The organism is Nitrospira sp. (genome assembly GCA_029194675.1).
In the GTDB taxonomy this organism is placed as follows: Bacteria; Nitrospirota; Nitrospiria; order Nitrospirales; family Nitrospiraceae; genus Nitrospira_D.
Genome location: JARFXP010000002.1, coordinates 26,407 through 42,119 on the forward strand (window position 1 = coordinate 26,407; position 15,713 = coordinate 42,119).

Below are 15,713 nucleotides of genomic sequence, written 5' to 3' on the forward strand. Positions count from 1 at the left end.
TTTTGTGATGGCGCGCAATCACCGCTAGCCGACACGACCGATATCGTCTCAACGGCGGTGTCGGTCACCGTCCATCTTTCCTCTTGAAAATCTCTTTTCAAAGAGCAGGCATATAGGAAAGGTGCGGCAGCAGCTGTTACTAGGCTGCCAGTGTGGGAAAGTCTCCGCATAAGGCCTTTACAGTATAGATTCATCCTCCACTTCTCCACCATGACCACACCGCATGTGCCAAGTACGAAGAGCTCTATTGTGGCGGAGGGCCTGGCGAGGAGGTGAGCCAGCTCGCGGCGCCAGCCAGAGTATGCTAATGTCCATCATGCCGGATCCGATGCCGTCCTTCACGCTGGTCGATGTTCCCGGCGCGATGCCTCTCCTGGGCCACCTGCGTGCGTATAAAGCACGTCCTCTCGATCAGCTCTGGACCTGGTGGCGCCAACACGGCGATGCGCTGCGCTTTCGGCTGGGCCTGAAGACGCGCTATCTGTTCAGCCATCCCGATCTCGCCGAAACCGTACTCGTCAAAGACGCCGACCGGTTTACCAAAGTGTACGATCGGAGACGACCGTCTGGCCTGGCGTTGGTCTTGGGCAATGGGTTGATCACCGCGTCGGGCGACGTGTGGAAGCGACATCGCCGGATCATCCAGCCGATTTTCCACCGCGCTCGCATCGCAACCATGGTCGATCAGATGGCCCAGGTGGGTGAACAATGGATGGCCGGGTGGCCAGCCGAGGAAGGACCGTCCGTCGATATTGCGGCCGAAATGCGGCAATTGACCCTCGACGTGATCTCCCACACGATGTTCAGCACCAGCATGGGTCACCACATCAACCGGATTATCCATGCGTTACAAGTGAGCAGCCAGTACGCCATCGACTCGGACAGTAATCCCCTCTTTCTCCCCCTGTGGATGCCCACCTCGCGCAACCGTGAATTTCGTTCCGCGATGTGGTCCATGGACGAGTTGATCTATGGGCTGCTAGCCAGACGGCGGCAGAGCGGCGAGAGGCCTGGCGACCTCCTTGATGTGCTTCTCCACGCACGGGATGACGAAACCGGTGAGGGACTGACCGACCAGGAGCTGCGGGATGAAATATTGACCATCTTTGCCGCTGGCCACTCCACCACCGCCAATGCCCTCTCCTGGACCTGGTATCTCCTCGCGACTCACCCTGACGCGAAGGCACGGTTTCATGAGGAAGTGGACCGGGTGCTCCAAGGAAGGACGCCGAGCGCCGACGACCTTGAGCACCTTCCGTATACGCGCGCCGTCTTCGAGGAATCGCTCCGTCTCTATCCAACGGCACCGCTGGTCCAGCGCAAAGTGGCGACTCCCACCACCGTCGGCGGCCTGTCCCTGCCACAAGACGCGCGCGTGGTGGTCAGTCTCTACAATCTGCACCGACATCCAGACTTTTGGCCACACCCCGAACAGTTTCTGCCGGAACGGTGGCTGGGCAGCGAGCGACCACGTTCCCGGTACGCCTATCTGCCATTTGGCGCCGGGCCGCGTGCCTGCGTGGGCCTCCATTTCGCGTCGGTCGAAGGACTGCTGCTCTTGGCGCTCATCGGTCGCCGCTATGATCTGCTGCTGGCCCAGGAACGGGTCGAGCCTCAGTTCATGGTGACCTTGCGGCCGAAAGGTGGCCTTCGCATGACGCGTCAGCCACGGAGCACACCGGCGGTCTACGCGGCGAGATAAGGACGCTGGACTCGACGTGAGTCTCCGGACTCCGAACCCGCAACACGCGTGTAGATGCAGACCGTCGTGGAGTGAGGGGTCGCGTCTTCTAGCGCATATCTATTAAGGAGAGAATATGACATCTTCCACAGACATGATGACTCAGGAACCTGATGACACGGAATTCATTCCTGCAACCCTGAATGCCATCACCGCCGACTGGCTCACGCAGGCGTTGCGTCGTGCTGGAATCCTCAAGCTCGCCAAGGTGGTGGCCATTGAGGTCCAGCCGATCGTGGCCGGCAGCGGCTTCGTGGGACAAACCGCTCGTCTCATCATTGAATACGATGAGCGGGAAGCCAGTGCTCTCACCTCGCTCTTTGTCAAGCTTTCCTCGGCCGATCCCACCGTGAGGCAACAACTCCGGAAGGTGGGTCTCTATGAGACCGAGGCCGGGTTTTACCGCGACGTTGCGCCACTGCCGGACCTCCCTATGCCGGTCCCTCGTCCCTATCTCAGTCTCTATAACGAACGAACGGGTGAATGTCTCCTGTTGCTCGAGGATCTTGGTCAGGCGGAGTTCGGGGACAATCTCACCGGTTGCTCTTCTCCAGATGCCATGATCGCAGTTCGGCAACTCGGGCTCTTGCATGCTCACTTTTGGGGCGCCCCCTTTCTCAAGCAGTGGTCGTGGCTGCGTTCCCTCACCGACGAAGCCGAGGTCAGGATTGCTCTGTATCGGGGGATGTTCCCGCGCTTCGAACAACGGTGCGGCCACTTTCTCTCGCCAAGTGTAGTGGAGACCGCGAGACGGTTTGCGCAGGTCCTGCCGACCTATATTGATCGGATGGTGGACAGGCCGCAGACGCTTACCCATGGCGATTTCAGGGCCGACAATTTGGCCTTTGCAACGATACGCGGGGAACGCAGTGTGACCGTCTTTGATTGGCAGGTGGCGCGGCGTGCGCCCGGCCCCCGCGATCTGGCCTATTTCCTCGCCCTCTCCCTGGGGGTCGAGCAGCGTCGCGCGATGGAGGCGTCGCTGCTGAATTTGTATCACGAGACACTGGGGGCCCATGGTGTCGTAGGGTATTTGGCCGAAGACCTTCGAGCGGATGTTGCAGTTGGCCTGGGGTCTCCACTGACCATGTGGGTCATCGCCAGTGGCATGCTGGACTTTTCCAGTGAACGCGGGGCGGCCTTGCTCACGCAGTTCTGGGAACGTTTGGGCGCGGCGCTGGACGATCATCGCTTCAGCGCCTATCTGGATACCCTTGTTTCGTAAATCGTAGGTGGCTGGTTCGAGGTCAGTCGCCGGCTCCATAACGTTCTACGGCGCGCGACAGAGGGGGCTCCGGAAATTCGGACAGGATGATAAGTGGTAGCCTGGCTTCACCAACGTCACTCACTGGTGGCAAACCAAAGGAGCGAGGCGATGAAACGAACGAGACGGAATCACGGAGGGACCTTTAAGGCACATAAGGCACAGGTGGCGTTGGCTGCGGTCAAGGGCGACAAGACTCTAGCCGAATTGGCTGAGCAATTCAGCGTCCATCCCACCCAGATCACCGAATGGAAGCAGCAATTGTTGGCGCGCGCCGCGGACGTGTTTGGCGGGACGAAGGCGCCGTCGGAGGCGCCGGATCTCAAGATGTTGCACGCCAAGATTGGCCAACTGGCGCTGGAGAATGATTTTTTAGAAGGCGCGCTCATCAAGGCGGGCTTGCTGAGCGTAAAGCGATGATCGACCGAACGCATCCCTTGCCCATCTAGCGACAATGCCAGCTGCTGAAGCTTACCCGGTCGACGGCCTACTACCAGCCGACTCCGGTCTCGGCGGCGGTACTGGCCCTGATGCGGCGAATTGACGAACTCCATCTGCAGTATCCGTTTGCCGGCGCCCGGATGTTGCGCGACCTCCTCCGGTGCGAAGGTCAGCGGGTCGGTCGGCGCCACGTGGCCACCCTGATGCGCCGCATGGAAATCATGGCCGTCTACCGCAAGCCCCGCACCAGCCTGCGGCATCCAGCCCACCTCGTCTATCCGTATCTGCTACGTTCCTAGACATCACGCGTCCGAACCACGTGTGGGCGGCCGATATCACCGACATTCCGATGCAGCGTGGCTTCTCGTCTATCTGTGTACCATTCTGGACTGGGCCAGTCGCCGGGTGTTGGCGTGGCGGCTGTCCAACACGTTACCCACGGACTTCTGTGTGGAAGCCGTACAGGAGGCGCTCATCCGCTATGGCAAACACGAGATCTTCAACGCGGATCAAGGCTGCCAGTTCACGAGCCAGGAATTCCCCGGACTCCTGAACGACCAGGGGAATCAGATCAGTATGGATGGGACTGGGCACTGGGGGGACAATGTCTTCATCGAGCGGCTGTGGCGGAACCTCAAATATGAAGAGGTCTATCTCCACGCCTATGAAACCGTCAGCGCTGCGCGCGAGGGTGTGGCACGCTACCTGACCTTCTACAATCAAATCAGGCCGCATCGCGCGCTTGACGGACGCACGCCCGATCGCCTGTACTGGAAGAACTAGCCTGCACGGCCCACCGCCGCGTAGGCTCAAAGCGCCAGACGCCACTTATGAACTCGTAGAAACTGTCCAAACAAGCGGAGCCACCTCTGTGGGTGCGGATCCGCAACCGGATCGCGTGGGCGGGGCTAAACCGGCTGTATGCCCCCTCCTGACACGAATACAGACTCGCCGCCGCCCCCTCGGCCTGCCGGTCCAGGCAGGGATTGCTGCCACTTGGTCCGACCGGCTTCAGATCAGCCAGCAACCTGAGATATTCGAGTTTCCTCGGCATGAGTTGCCGAAGCATGGCCGGTTCGTCGGCTCTCTACGGCTACCGGGCGGGTACCAACCGGTTCCGTTCCCGTGGGAACAGCTCGACGGCCGGCCGCTGATTTACGCTTCGCTGGGCACACTGCAGAACCGTATTGCAGGCATGTTCCGAGTGATTGCGGAGGCATGCAATGGGCTGGGTGCCCAATTGGTCATCTCGACGGGGGGTGGGGTGACTCCTGAGGAACTCGGTGAACTCCCGGGCCGTCCGATCATCGTCTCCTATACTCCTCAGCTGGAGTTGCTCCGACGATCCGCCGTCGCTGTGACCCATGCAGGGCTCAACACCGTTCTCGACGCGATGGCAACCGGGATTCCTCTGGTGGCTCTCCCGATTACAAATGAACAGCCGGGGATCGCCGCCCGTGTCGTGTGGCTTGGGGCCGGTGAGGCCATTGCCCGCAAGCATGTGACTTCCCAGGCGCTGCGTGCTGCAGTGGTCCGTGTACAATCGGACCCGTCCTACCGCGCGGCTGCTGAGCGGGTTCGGAACTCCATTCAGGCAGGCGGTGGAGCTCCGCGCGCTGCGGAGCTGATTGAACAGAGTTTGGGACTTAGGGTCTAACAATGTTGCACCCTTCCCACATCGGACCTTGATCGTTCAATGTTGATAGCAATTCCTCGTTGGATCATCCGGCGGGGAGTCGGCCGCGCAGTTGGGACCCATGGGCCGCGGTATCCGCACGTATCCTTCAACCGTATGATTCTTTTCGAGGATCTCGAAATGAGACTCGTGGCAGGATCCTGAACAGCCGGGCGTGGTCGGCAGCGGATTGTTCAAGGCCATGGATTTTCCTCCGACTGGTATAAAGCGCGGATAGGTGACGGTTGTGGCGCCGAACGTAAGTTGTCCATGGTCTAACGACTGCTCGACTCGAGTGGTAAACGTCGGGCGCGTATGTTCCGGTCTCAACACTGTGGCCCATGTGGGATCGTCAGGCGCATAGAGGAAGGCATTATTCCCGCGATGGCATTCGGTACAGAGCACGGTGCCAGGAGCAAATCCTTGGATGGGATCACGGAGTGAAGCGATGGGAACTTCGTCTGTCTCAGGGTTCCAGCTTGTGCTTGGTGAGCGTAGATCGTTTCCCCAGAAACAGGCATACCCGGTCGTGGCGCTCTGACAGATAATTTGGAATGATCCGCCGCTCCTTCCGAGGGCAATGCAAGCCCCTCTCACATCGGGTGAGGCATAGGACCAGACGCTCGCGAACGTTGTTTCATCAACTGTCACCTTTTCCAGCGTATTCGGCGTCAGCAATATGGTTTTGAGGTTGCCGTGACTTTCCCATTCGGATGAAGACTGCTTCCAATCAGGTGGAACCGGAACACCTTTTGCGCGACACGATTCCAAGTAATTGCCTTCGCTCACGACGCTCAGAGTTGCCGCTGGAGTGGGACCAGACGAGTGGGACTGCACCGCTTCCTTCGGTGACCCGACGAGCGAGCAGCTGACGAGAAGCATACAAGCCAAAGCCACGATAGATGATCTAAGCAAGCTCATTACTGTTCCAAAATCCCAAGTACCCATCTCCGCACTTCCTGTATGCCACTACGCGATCAGTGTGTCTGCTTATACATTGCAAGGGAGGATGTCAAGATCTCCTTACCGGACCATAGATTTAGCCAGGTCGGGGAAAATGTACTGAGCCTGTTCTCAAATGAGAATCATCATCTACATGGAAAGTCATTGCGACCATATACAGTCCTATAGAGTCAAATCACGAACTGAGCCAGGGACCAACTGAGGACGGTCAGCCTCTAGCGCGCTGAGGGCATCAGCTCCCTCTGCCAGCAGGCCCTCTAGGTCGGCCGGCTGGGTGGCCTCGCGCGTGGCGTCTTCCAGCACCAAGCGAATGTTTTTGGCGGCGGCGGCGCGCCGATCCTTGCTGGTTGTGCTGCTGCCAACGTTCTTGAGGAGCCGGACCAGACCCCGCGCGACAGCCGGCTCTTTAGCCCCGAACCGCCGGATCTGCTCTGTGCCGAGTCGCAAGTAGTCGCCGAACGTAGGGAACGGTATAGTCACGCGCACCGTGTCATGTTCATCATGGTACAGCCGGTCGCCCAGCCGTCGGCGAGACAGGACGCAGAGGACCACCGCCAAGTGATGCAATGCTTGGGTTGCTGTGTAGGGATCGTTGATCGCTGGAGACAGTGCCCTGTTGCCGATATCGACTAAGCGGCGGATGCCGAAAGGAACATCCTGCAGCATAGTCCGCTCGAAACCGACTTGGATGGAGTTGCGGAGTGTCTCTTGCAGGACTGCCTCGGCCGGTGCATGATCGGCCGATCTGTGCCAAGCCCAGGCGATCGGCGTCCCGGCGATGACATGGTCTCCCACCATCCTAATAAGCCGGAGTACCACGTCCTGCCTCGCCGCTGCTTGGACGAGCGCTTCAGGTTCGACATCTTGGATATAGCCGGACTGGTCGGATGGAAGGGTGACGGCCCATGCCGGAGGGTCCGGGCAGCGCTCCTCGGGTTCCTCGTAGCCGAGCCGATCAGGATAAAGGTTGTCGATGACTTCCAGAGTTTCCTGCACAATCATGCTCATGATCGTGTCGATCTGAATCGAGGAGGAAAGGTGATGAATAAAGTAGATGAGCACGCCCAAACTCGCCAGCGCGAGCCCAAGCGATCCGGAGACAGCCAGACGGGGCATGAACGCAGCCTGCTCGGGGTTCTGGACACCGACGGTATGTAAGCCCGCTGTGCTGTAAGCGAAGGCACCTACGAAGACACTCAGGACGAACTGTGTACCGCGGTCACGCATGAAGTTGCGCAGCAGACGGGGTGAATACTGGCCCGAGGCGATCTGCAAGGCGATGATCGTCAGCGCAAACACCAGCCCGGTCACCGTGATCATGGTGGACGACACGACAATCAGCATTTGGCGGGCGTCTTCGGGTGTACCCTGGAATACCAGCCATCGTATGGGCGAATCGTCGCCGATTGACACATGGGACAAGACCATTCCCGCCACCAGGAAAAACACAACAGACGCCGTCGGCATGACCCACAATGCGCTGCGAAGGTGATCCCACAACACCCGACGCCGAATAAGAATGTTCATATCGCGACCTCCGATTTGAGTGCGCTCCTATGTAATGAAGATCTACACTTGCGAGGTTGGGAGAGAAGGCGTACTGGATTGGCCATGACGCCAACGCTCCAAAGACAGTCACGTTCGAAAATGGAGGGTATAACCGTTGAGCCAGAAATACAGTTGACGTCAGTATATCGAGAGTGATCTCCGCTAAGCAAAACTCATCATGACTCCACATACGGCAGGGAAAACTGTGGGTGGGAGAAAGAGTCGGCGGTAGATGCTATCTGAGGGGTTTTGTAGACACGGTGGTCCGCTGCTCACGATACCAGTGCCGAGAAGACAACTATGGAACGCTAGTCCTCTCCGAGAGGTTGCCTCTCTTGGCCTGAAAAAACATCCGTAAGAGTGCCCGGCTTTCCTCTTCGAGCAAGCCGCCCGCCACGTGTACGCGGTGATTGAACCGACGCTCCGTCGGAATGTCGAGGATCGAACCGCAGGCGCCGGCTTTGGGATCCCACGCTCCGAAGACCAGCCGCGCAATGCGGGATTGCATGATTGCTCCGGCGCACATGGGGCAGGGTTCCAGCGTGACGTACAATGTTGTGTCGGTGAGGCGCCATGTCTGCAGCCGTTCAGCCGCTTTCCGGATCACGATCATTTCCGCATGCGCTGTCGGGTCCTGCGAAAATTCCCGGTAGTTGTGACCGGCCGCGATCACTTCCTGGTTGTGCACGAGGACTGCGCCGATCGGGACTTCCCCGATCAGCGGAGCAAGCTTCGCATGGTGAAGCGCCAGCTCCATGTAGCGGGAATCGTGTTCTTGTTGCATCGAGTGAGCGGTCGTGGAGCCCTTGATGGCCACTGCACATACTAGCATGAGAGCTGGAGAGAGGGACAGGAGATGGGAAGCAGCGTGAGAGCGGATTGGTTTTTGAGGCGGGGAGTAGAAGGAAGAGGGGTCGATGGTTCAACCTATGGAGTTTGCACTGATCGGCCTCTTCCCTGAGCCAGCTTTATTTTCAGTTCTTCCAACTCGGCTTCTCGCTGAATCAACTGGTCTTTCACCTCTGCTAGTTCGGCCATGCGACGCTGAAGTTCCTCCCGGATCTGCGTGAGTATTTCTTCGCGTTCGCTGAGCTGCTGCTGCAGAGTCGCCAGCTTAGAGCCTGTTTCCACCGCTTGAGACTGCAGTTGGGTCAACTTCTTCAGGTCTTCGGTCACTTGAGTGGAGGAGTTCCATCCAAAATACATCAGGATCGTCATGATCACGAAGACGACCATTCCCAAGGCCCACCCGAATGATGTGGCAGGTGGGGATGACGGTGGGAAGAGGTGATTCATCCATTCGCCCGGCTCAAGACTTGGTTTGGAGCGTGATTGGGTTTCTGACTCAGTGGCGGGGGGCGACACACGAGACGACAGAATCCTATTTTTTAGGGTTCGGGGAGGAGTCGTGATGATGAGCCCGAACGGCAACGTCACTGCTACCGACTGATACCCTTTCAGCCTCGTGCGGCAGGGGATACATCCTGCGAGCAGATGAGCCTCCAGGGCCTGTCGCTCAACCCGTTCAAGCGCTCCGACCGCGTAGAGAGGAACAGCGGCTTCTAACTCGTTATGTGTCATACCGCTTCATCTTCTTCCCAAGATGATTGCAATGATTCGAGCAGTTGCGACATGCCGAGGGCGATGCAGGTCTTCACCGCCTCCACCGGCTGATTAAGCTGCGCCGCGATCTCCGCATCGGGAAAGCCCTCATAGTAAGCCAACTCAATCACCTGCTGCTGGACGTGCGGCAAGCTCACCCACGCCTCTCGGACTAGATTTCGCAGTTCTTGGTCGGCCGGTGTATCAAAAGTATCGGAACTTCGGTCGGCAACTTGGCTTGTCTGGCCGTCATCAAGGGACGAGGCCATCTGGCGGAGGGTACGAGGACCGCGTGCCCGCAATCGATCGATAGCCCGGTTGCGGGTCAGTGTAATGAGCCAGGCGATGGGGGTGCCTCGACCGACATCGTAGCGAACGACCTTTCTCCAGACATTGAGGTAGATCTCTTGAAGCACGTCCGCTGCTTCTTCACGGTTGCCGAGGATGCGCAGTGCCAGGCTGAACAGCACGGTACTGGATTGATCGTAGAGCTGGTTAAAGGCGTGGACCTCGCCTTTGGCGACTCGGGCCACGAGTGTAGGGTCAATGGCCGAGGCGACGAGTTGAGAAGATGTCTCCATAGAACGTTGCTTGTGGTGATTGAGGTGATGATCCGTGAACCGGTCACCACTATAGCACTCGCAATGCACTCGACGAAGAATTCGCGCAAAAGGATACGCGGGATTGTGGTCTGCTCAGAACATGAAATCTATCGGCGGATGGATGAGCTCGGTCGTGTGGCAACGATGGTGCCGATCCATGCGACGGCACAGCGAAGGCCCTCAGCCCCTATACGGAAGAATCTTGCGATATAGGAGCCGATGAGACTCGTACGAGTGGGCGCTCCATATCGCCGCGTCATGTATTGGGCAGAGGGAAAGAGGAGTGCAGCGAGGTACCGGAATTGTTGGTGAAGGCTTCCAAGAGAACACAGAAGCACAAGCTCTTCTCGTCCGCTGAGAGACGACCGAGTCAGGATCTGATTGCAGACCATCAACGACGAAGGCGAAGAATCGTCGCGTACGTGCCCGGCGAACTGGCTGGCCACTACTTCAGGCACGGGCGAATGAAAAGCTTCCGTCACGATCGTGAGAACGTCACAGACCGCCTGAGTTTGCCCCATGAGCCGCACCTGATTCATGAAGATGTTCCAGTTGAACGTTGCGCCATGCCGCTGGATCACGGTATCCAACTCATAAAACCACAGGAGCGGAGCCTGCCGCCCTTTATGATGCAGGTGAAGGCAGAGATGGAGAAGAAGGTCTTCATTGCTAAGGACCCAGGTATTGACCCCTGCCCATTGCTGTCTCCTGACCCGTCCCCATACCGGTTCCATGGCGGCAGCGCCGATAAACGGCGGGTAAGCCAGAGTCCAATGAGGTTCAACAAGGAAACCATGATGCGGATGAACAAACTCCAGTGAATAGGAGAAGGTTTCGAGAAAACCAGGCCGATGCTCATGGGGCGTATAGGCAAGGTGCTGAAAGATGCCCTTGATGGCAGAGAGATCCTCACGATGAACCAAGAAGTCCAGGTCATCCATCTGCCGGGTCGAGCAATCATCGTACAGGTGCTTAGCCAACGCCGGCCCTCGAATCGGAACGCAGGCAATACCCTGCTGCTCACACGAGGCCAGAATATTTCGGAGTTCTTTTGCCAACAGTGAATGCCAGGCTGCGTGCAGGGCCACCTGTTGCTTGAGAACATTTAGTAACTGGAGAGGGATCTTATGCCGGTTGGCAGGATGACTGAGCCAACAAAGGAGGAGAGGAGCTATGCGTTGCGTGATGGCTTCTTCAACGATGGTCTCCCAAGAATCGTGTGGGACTAGGGCAGGCTGGTTCTTTTCAGACGAGGTATCCGTCAGAAGGGCCATCAGAAAAGGATGCACGAACGGCAGGGTCAACATGATTTTCTCAGATCGTGGAGAATGCCCGCCCGCACGTGGGGCAGAGTCTCGAATGAGTCCGGAATGGTCAATCGGCGAACGGGGACCTGAGTGACGAGATGATGAAGAAAGTCGAATTCTCGGGTCAACATGGATTGGTCTTCAATATCCAGTTTGAACGCCAGCGAGAGGAGCGTCATGAGGGCTTCCCGCTGAGCAAGAGTCGGCCGCTCAAGAGTGATGGCTGAGGCAGAATGTGGCGGGCTGCTTGGTTCGATCACGTAGATCCCGGCTAACGAAATGGCGGAAGGGCACATGGGTGTGGCGGAGACAGCGGCGGTGAAACGCTGTTTGGGAGAGTAGTGCGCCACCGGCGCAGAAGCTCCTGTTGTGCCGAAGAGAGCGGCGATTGCATCATCCCAAAGCCTGAGCCCAGGATAAGTGGGGATCGTGACGATGTCTTCGCCGCATCTATCGAGGACGACACAATCATCGGCTAATACGGAATATCCCGCGGAGAGAAAACTCGCCGCCAAGGTGGATTTCCCGCTTCCGGTCGGACCGAGGAACGCACAGGCTCCATAGGGTGTGGCGACCGCGGCTCCATGCAACACCTCACTCCCTCGATAGTTCAGCACGAGGGGGAGTACTTGGTCCAAAAGCAAATGGTTCACGGTGTGAGCAGGTATATGCCGATGCGGGATGCAGCGGATGGAACTGTCCGATGGAGAGAACACAAAACCGGCCAGATCGGGGAAGTGCAAGAGATAGTTTGAGGCGATCTTGGCGCAGCGCAACCAGGGTGTGCCGTCTGCCAGCGACACGGTCAAGTACCAGGATGTGGGCGTAGGAATGTGTTCCTCAGATGAGACAAACTCAATGTGCAGGTCAGTGGGTTCTCCATCATTTGGAGCTGCGGACTGCTCCAATTCATGCAGCGGCGAGCTACAACTGAGAATACGGCCGTACGCGCGATACCGCACGCCGGAGTTCCGCAGAAGTGCCTCAACAGTCATGCGGAATACCTGGTGACCACTTCGGCAACAAACGTGGCTGCGCTGGAGAGCGAAGCAAAGAGGGTTGGGTGGCGACGAAGAACTTCCTGCTCGATTTGCGCTAACGGCCGCTCTCCATCGCAGAGCTTCAGCACGGTGAGGCGTGCGACGCCCCATGGGGTGAGAGTCGGGACGAAGGCTGGGTGAGTGCGCTGCAAATCTTCCCGGGAGATGAGCATGCCTTTGAGCGTGCTATGAGTAAAGCGAATAGGTTCTGGTGCCGATGGTTTATTCTTTTGGATTTCAATTGTCCACGTGACGGCAGTTTGAACAGGAAGGATGTGCATGGTAACGGTCATGGAATCCCCCGTTTGGACAGGAATCGGGCGGTCGATCGGAAAGAAGACGTTGCGCCGATCGATCCGGTGTTCGCTCAGTGGTGAATTGGTCATGGTGACTGAGGGAGACAGGTGAGCCACGAACCAACAGCCCAGGCCATGCAGGGTCCCGGGTTTGCTAATCGACAACGTGCATTGGAAGTGAAGTGGCTGAGTACCTCCGACACTGGGGTCTATTGAGAGCGGTTCCATCGATGGTCCTAAGAGCTGCTCAGACATCAATTTGACCGGATAACCGGTGTTCGCCGCAATGGAGCGAGCCGGGCTGACGTCAAACCCCATGTGCGACTGGTTCCAGAATTCGACCTGCTGCCACAGGGGTTCCTGTTCTACGGGAGCGAGACAGAACGTGATGCGTTCAGGAATCGTCGCTCCGTTCGGTTTGAGAAACCGACGGCGGGCGTCACTGAAATAGTCAAAGAGGCCGGCTTCAAACCCGAAGTGTCCAATCTGGTCGGCGAGGATCACATCGGCCGGCTCAGGCAAATCGACATGTGTCGAAAGGTCTTTGATGAAACGAATATGGTCTGTCAATCCGTTGGCTTGACAGATCTCACGAGCTACTTCGATTAAGCCGGTCTCCTCGATTGAATAGACGCGCTTAGCCCCGGCTTCGCAGGCTAGAAGGCCAAGGATTCCGGTTCCGCTTCCGAGATCGACGACAACCGATCCCGGTACAACCAATTCTCGAATGGCTTGACGAAATGCTGCGAGACGGATTTGGTCTTGAAGGTAATGGCGATGTTCGTCGACAACGAGTGACAAAGTGGAAGTCCCCGTATCAAAGATTGGATGTAGTTAACATAGAGTAAATTCTGTAACTGCTTGGCTAAAGGCACATCGCCATGAACATTCCCGGCATGCCATCCGGAAACCTTCCGCTCGGGCTGCCTTGAGTCAATTTAGTAACGTCGCCGTATTCTACAAGGGTCGGAGTGGTGTAGGGTTTTTTAGGAGAGGGCGTTTTTTGATCGAGGGTGGCTTTTTGTTCCATGGAGCGTCCCTCCCGTTGTTGCGGCGATTGTACAGAACTCCTAGGGAGGGTCGCTAGGAGAAATATGCCCTGGTGGGACCATTGTTTGAGATTGACAGGAGGTTGTAATATTTCATATACATACTCGGTCTCCATCACGTCATGATCATGTCTCCGATAAGAGGATGTTCGAGAGTTCTTTGGTGTGATGCAAGAGAGAGAAACGGGTAAGTCAGGAACCAGGATGTTGGTCAATCACAAGGAGGCAGTCCAATGAAGAGTGCGTTAACAATTATGTTTGGTGTAGCAGCCGTCGCGTTGGTCGCGGCGCCTCTCACCTCGTATGCGGGTGGAACGATCACTGGGAAGGTGACGTATGCTGGTAAGCCGGAGCAAAAAGAGTTCCTCTTTTCAAAGTTCCCGAATCCCAAGTTCTGCCCTAAGAACCCCAACAAGAGCTTGATGGATGGGGACAAGCGGTTTCTGAAACAGATCGAGGTTGGGAAAGACGGTGGTTTGAAGGGCGCGGTGGTTGCCGTGACCGATGTTGAAGACAAGGCGTTTGTGGACGGCTATGCCGGCACGGAAGTCACGGCCGCGTTCTGCGAATTTTTGCCGTTCAGCGGCATCGTCGTCAACACCCGTCCCTTCAAGGTGGAGAACACGGATGCTGACCCGGATGATCCTAAGTCTGTTCAGGGTGTGCTCCATAACCCCCATAGCTTTACCGTAAAGGGCTCGACTTCAGCAACCGGTTTCAACATCGGGCTTGCCAAGAAAGGCGACAAGCTTGATAAGCCGGTGACCTTCCGTGGCGGCGCGGAAAAGGAAGGGTACTTCCGGTTACAGTGCGACCAGCATGAGTTCATGCAATCGTTCTTCCTGCCCGTGTCGAACCCGCATTTTGCCGTGGTGAAGGAGGATGGTTCCTTTGAGATCAAGGATGTCCCGGCCGGCAAACACAAAGTCATCGCCTGGCATCCTTTTGCCGGGAAGGCCAAGAAGGTAGAGTTTGAGGTCGATGTGGCCGATGGCGGCACCGCCAACCTCAAGGCTGAAATCAAGTAAGCCAGGACCCGTTCTCGTACGCGCAGTTGAAGGGCAGCGGAGTACCCGCTGCCCTTCGTGTTTGAGCCAGTTTTCATCCTCAATTCATCACCTTGCCTTTTTCTTTCCGTAGTAGGTAAGATGCCAAATTTTAAAGCGCCAGCTTAAGGGATTGGTGTGTCACGAGAACTCTCACTCGCGGAAGTGTTCCAGCTTGGTTACTACTGGGAGACCAAGATTTTATTGACGGCCGTGAAGCTTGACCTGTTTTCCGCCATAGACGAAAAACCGAGAACAGCCAAGGATGTCGCGAGTCGACTTCAGGCTGATGAACCGACCCTCCGTCTCCTGTTGAACGCCCTCGTCGCGATGAAGTTATTGTCAAAGGAGGGCGACTTGTATGGCAACGCTTCGACGGCCCTGAAGCACCTCGTCCGGCATTCGGACCAGTACGTCGGCCATCTGCTCCTCTTGCACGATGCGGAGTGGAACAACTGGGGAAACTTGGAAGAGACGGTTCGAACCGGGCGACGGGCAGTCGATCGGCACGTCTTCGAGACCGATCCGGAATTGGGAAGCAACGTGTTGGCGGTGCTCAATCGCATCGGACAGCAAAGCGGACCCGATCTTGCTAAACGGCTGAAGCTCGTGGGAAGCGAGCGGCTGTTGGATCTGGGCGGTGGCGCAGGAACCAACGCCATTGCCTTCTGCCAAGTGTACTCTGAATTGTGCGCGACGGTCTTTGATCTCCCGGCGACGTTAAAGCTGGCGGAAAAAATGGTCAAGGCCGCAGGGTTGGAATCACGAATTACACTGCATCCTGGTGATTTCAATAGAGATCAACTCGGGGGTCCGTACGATGTGGTGCTGATGTCGGATATTCTTCACTATCAAACGTTCCAGCTGAATCAGGATCTGGTCAACAAGGCCTTCGTATCACTGGCGCCGGGGGGTCGGTTGATCATTAAGGATCGATTTCTGGACGAAACCGGCACCGGTCCGGCTTGGACGACGGCGTTCACGATCCATATTCTTGTGAATACGCAACACGGTAGTTGTTACAAATGCAGCGACGCGATGCGATGGTTGATTCAGTCGGGATTTGGCTCTGTCGTGGAATTGGAACAGACGGCTGTTGTTCAGGGTGTGAAGCCGTAACCCGCCAGTTGTCATACGCC

The 15,713-nt window shown here is 57.2% G+C and carries 14 protein-coding genes and 1 pseudogene; 6 read left to right on the forward strand and 9 right to left on the reverse strand.

Annotated features, from left to right (window positions below):
* The first annotated feature begins 307 nt into the window (after positions 1-307).
* The 4 genes and pseudogenes from P0120_09130 (at position 308) to P0120_09145 (ending at position 5,103) form a co-directional block, all read left to right on the forward strand.
* Positions 308-1,702: a cytochrome P450 gene (locus tag P0120_09130; GenBank protein ID MDF0674478.1), complete on the forward strand. Its 1,395-nt coding sequence runs from the start codon at positions 308-310 to the stop codon at positions 1,700-1,702.
* Positions 1,703-1,817: 115 nt separating this feature from the next.
* A complete protein-coding gene (locus tag P0120_09135; GenBank protein MDF0674479.1) occupies positions 1,818-2,966 on the forward strand; it encodes a phosphotransferase in 1,149 nt (382 codons plus the stop codon).
* Between the two features lie 150 nt (positions 2,967-3,116).
* Positions 3,117-4,229 (forward strand): annotated as a pseudogene (locus P0120_09140) (IS3 family transposase).
* A gap of 88 nt (positions 4,230-4,317) precedes the next feature.
* Entirely contained in the window at positions 4,318-5,103 is a 786-nt protein-coding gene (locus P0120_09145; protein ID MDF0674480.1) for a glycosyltransferase, read from the forward strand.
* 36 nt (positions 5,104-5,139) lie between these two features.
* Here P0120_09145 and P0120_09150 read toward each other — a convergent pair whose 3' ends face one another.
* The 9 genes from P0120_09150 to P0120_09190 form a co-directional block, all read right to left on the reverse strand.
* Positions 5,140-6,069, reverse strand: a complete 930-nt coding sequence (locus P0120_09150) for a hypothetical protein (protein ID MDF0674481.1) — start codon at positions 6,067-6,069, stop codon at positions 5,140-5,142.
* 177 nt (positions 6,070-6,246) lie between these two features.
* Positions 6,247-7,611: a DUF2254 domain-containing protein gene (locus tag P0120_09155; GenBank protein MDF0674482.1), complete on the reverse strand. Its 1,365-nt coding sequence runs from the start codon at positions 7,609-7,611 to the stop codon at positions 6,247-6,249.
* Positions 7,612-7,930: 319 nt separating this feature from the next.
* Positions 7,931-8,416, reverse strand: a complete 486-nt coding sequence (gene tadA / locus P0120_09160) for a tRNA adenosine(34) deaminase TadA (GenBank protein ID MDF0674483.1) — start codon at positions 8,414-8,416, stop codon at positions 7,931-7,933.
* Between the two features lie 143 nt (positions 8,417-8,559).
* Positions 8,560-9,213, reverse strand: coding sequence for a hypothetical protein (locus tag P0120_09165; protein ID MDF0674484.1), 654 nt, complete (start codon positions 9,211-9,213; stop codon positions 8,560-8,562).
* Positions 9,210-9,815 (reverse strand): sigma-70 family RNA polymerase sigma factor, encoded by a 606-nt coding sequence (locus tag P0120_09170; protein ID MDF0674485.1) that lies wholly within the window; start codon positions 9,813-9,815, stop codon positions 9,210-9,212. Before P0120_09170 ends, P0120_09165 begins: the two co-directional genes overlap by 4 nt.
* A 128-nt stretch (positions 9,816-9,943) precedes the next feature.
* Positions 9,944-11,143, reverse strand: coding sequence for a nucleotidyltransferase family protein (locus P0120_09175; protein MDF0674486.1), 1,200 nt, complete (start codon positions 11,141-11,143; stop codon positions 9,944-9,946).
* Positions 11,137-12,138, reverse strand: a complete 1,002-nt coding sequence (locus tag P0120_09180; protein ID MDF0674487.1) for a hypothetical protein — start codon at positions 12,136-12,138, stop codon at positions 11,137-11,139. The genes P0120_09175 and P0120_09180 overlap by 7 nt, the downstream gene beginning before the upstream one ends.
* Positions 12,135-13,280, reverse strand: coding sequence for a 50S ribosomal protein L11 methyltransferase (locus tag P0120_09185; GenBank protein ID MDF0674488.1), 1,146 nt, complete (start codon positions 13,278-13,280; stop codon positions 12,135-12,137). Before P0120_09185 ends, P0120_09180 begins: the two co-directional genes overlap by 4 nt.
* A gap of 64 nt (positions 13,281-13,344) precedes the next feature.
* Positions 13,345-13,509, reverse strand: a complete 165-nt coding sequence (locus P0120_09190; GenBank protein ID MDF0674489.1) for a lasso RiPP family leader peptide-containing protein — start codon at positions 13,507-13,509, stop codon at positions 13,345-13,347.
* Between the two features lie 252 nt (positions 13,510-13,761).
* Between P0120_09190 and P0120_09195 the strand changes: the two genes are divergently transcribed.
* Both P0120_09195 and P0120_09200 read left to right on the forward strand, forming a co-directional pair.
* Positions 13,762-14,556, forward strand: coding sequence for a hypothetical protein (locus P0120_09195; protein MDF0674490.1), 795 nt, complete (start codon positions 13,762-13,764; stop codon positions 14,554-14,556).
* Positions 14,557-14,712: 156 nt separating this feature from the next.
* Positions 14,713-15,693: a methyltransferase gene (locus tag P0120_09200; protein MDF0674491.1), complete on the forward strand. Its 981-nt coding sequence runs from the start codon at positions 14,713-14,715 to the stop codon at positions 15,691-15,693.
* Positions 15,694-15,713: the final 20 nt, after the last annotated feature.